The organism is Microbulbifer aggregans (assembly GCF_020524005.1).
GTDB classification, from domain to species: domain Bacteria; phylum Pseudomonadota; class Gammaproteobacteria; order Pseudomonadales; family Cellvibrionaceae; genus Microbulbifer; species Microbulbifer aggregans_A.
In genome coordinates, this window is sequence record NZ_JAIVKK010000041.1 from 1 (window position 1) to 1,163 (window position 1,163).

Consider the following 1,163-nt stretch of genomic DNA (forward strand, 5'->3'; position numbering starts at 1 on the left):
CGCGTTGGTCAAGCAGCTCAGCCCGGCATCTCAGCGAGAGATTCCCAAGACTGCTTTGGCGCGCACACCGCTGTCGTTCGCTCAAGAGCGACTGCTGTTTATCGAGCGTTTTGAAAAGGGCACCAGTGCCTATCACATTCCGTGTTTGCTGCGCCTGAGCCCAGAAGCATCTGATCGAGCGCTTTGGGAGGAGGTACTCGAGTCCTTGCTCGAGCGTCATCGGGTCTTGCGCAGCGTGTTTGTCAGCGATGATGCCGGTGACTACCACCAAGTGGTCGACAGGGCCCTGACGTTGAGTACGCTCATCTGCAGTGATCCGGCCGAGATGCGTGCGCACATTGCGTACCAACTGGCGCAGCCGTTCGACCTGTTTACAGACATCCCGGTGCGTGTGCAGCACTATCAAGTAGGCCAGGACAGTTACCTGCTGTTGCTGTTACACCACATCGCCTTCGATGGCTGGTCGACACAGCTGCTGACCGATGAGTTGAGCGCACTTTATCGCAGTGTCAAAACCGGTGTGGTGCCTGAGCTGCCGGTGTTGAGCATTGACTATGGTGATTATGCCGCCTGGCAAAGGGAGACCTTACAAGGTGAACACCTTGAGCGTCAGCTGGCTTATTGGCAGTCGCAGCTCGGGGGGCATGAGAGTCTGGCTTTGCCGACGGATAAGCCGCGCCCGGAGACCGTGGATTATCAAGGCAAGGCGCTGCGCTTTAGTTTGGATGTGCGCTTGTCAGAGGCCCTGCGGACCTTCAGTCGGCAGCAGGAGACCACACTGTACAGTGTGTTGCTGAGTGGTTTTTATCTGACGCTGGCCAACCTCACTGGCCAGGACGATCTAGTGCTGGGTACGCCCTCGGATAATCGCGATCATCCACAAACCCAAAACCTGATCGGCTTCTTTGTGAACGCATTGGCTCTGCGCAGCCAGATTGATTTGCAGAGCCGGGTTGAGGATTACATTCAGCAGGTTCACCGCCTGGTGCTATCGGCCAAAGCACATCAAGATGTGCCGTTTGAAAAGCTGGTCGACGCTCTGGGGGTTGAGCGCGACCTCTCGCGTCACCCGATCTTCCAGGTCATGTTCAGCACACAGAGCTTCGATGCTTCGTGCGATAGTGCGGAGCCAGCACCGTTTGCCTTTGAGCCGTTGTCGGACA

Annotated in this window: 1 protein-coding gene; it reads left to right on the plus strand. The window is 56.9% G+C overall.

Annotation, left to right across the window (positions count from 1 at the left end; genetic code table 11):
- The coding region (locus LC093_RS20210; RefSeq protein WP_226669318.1) for a condensation domain-containing protein at positions 1-1,163 on the plus strand (1,163 nt) is incomplete at both ends.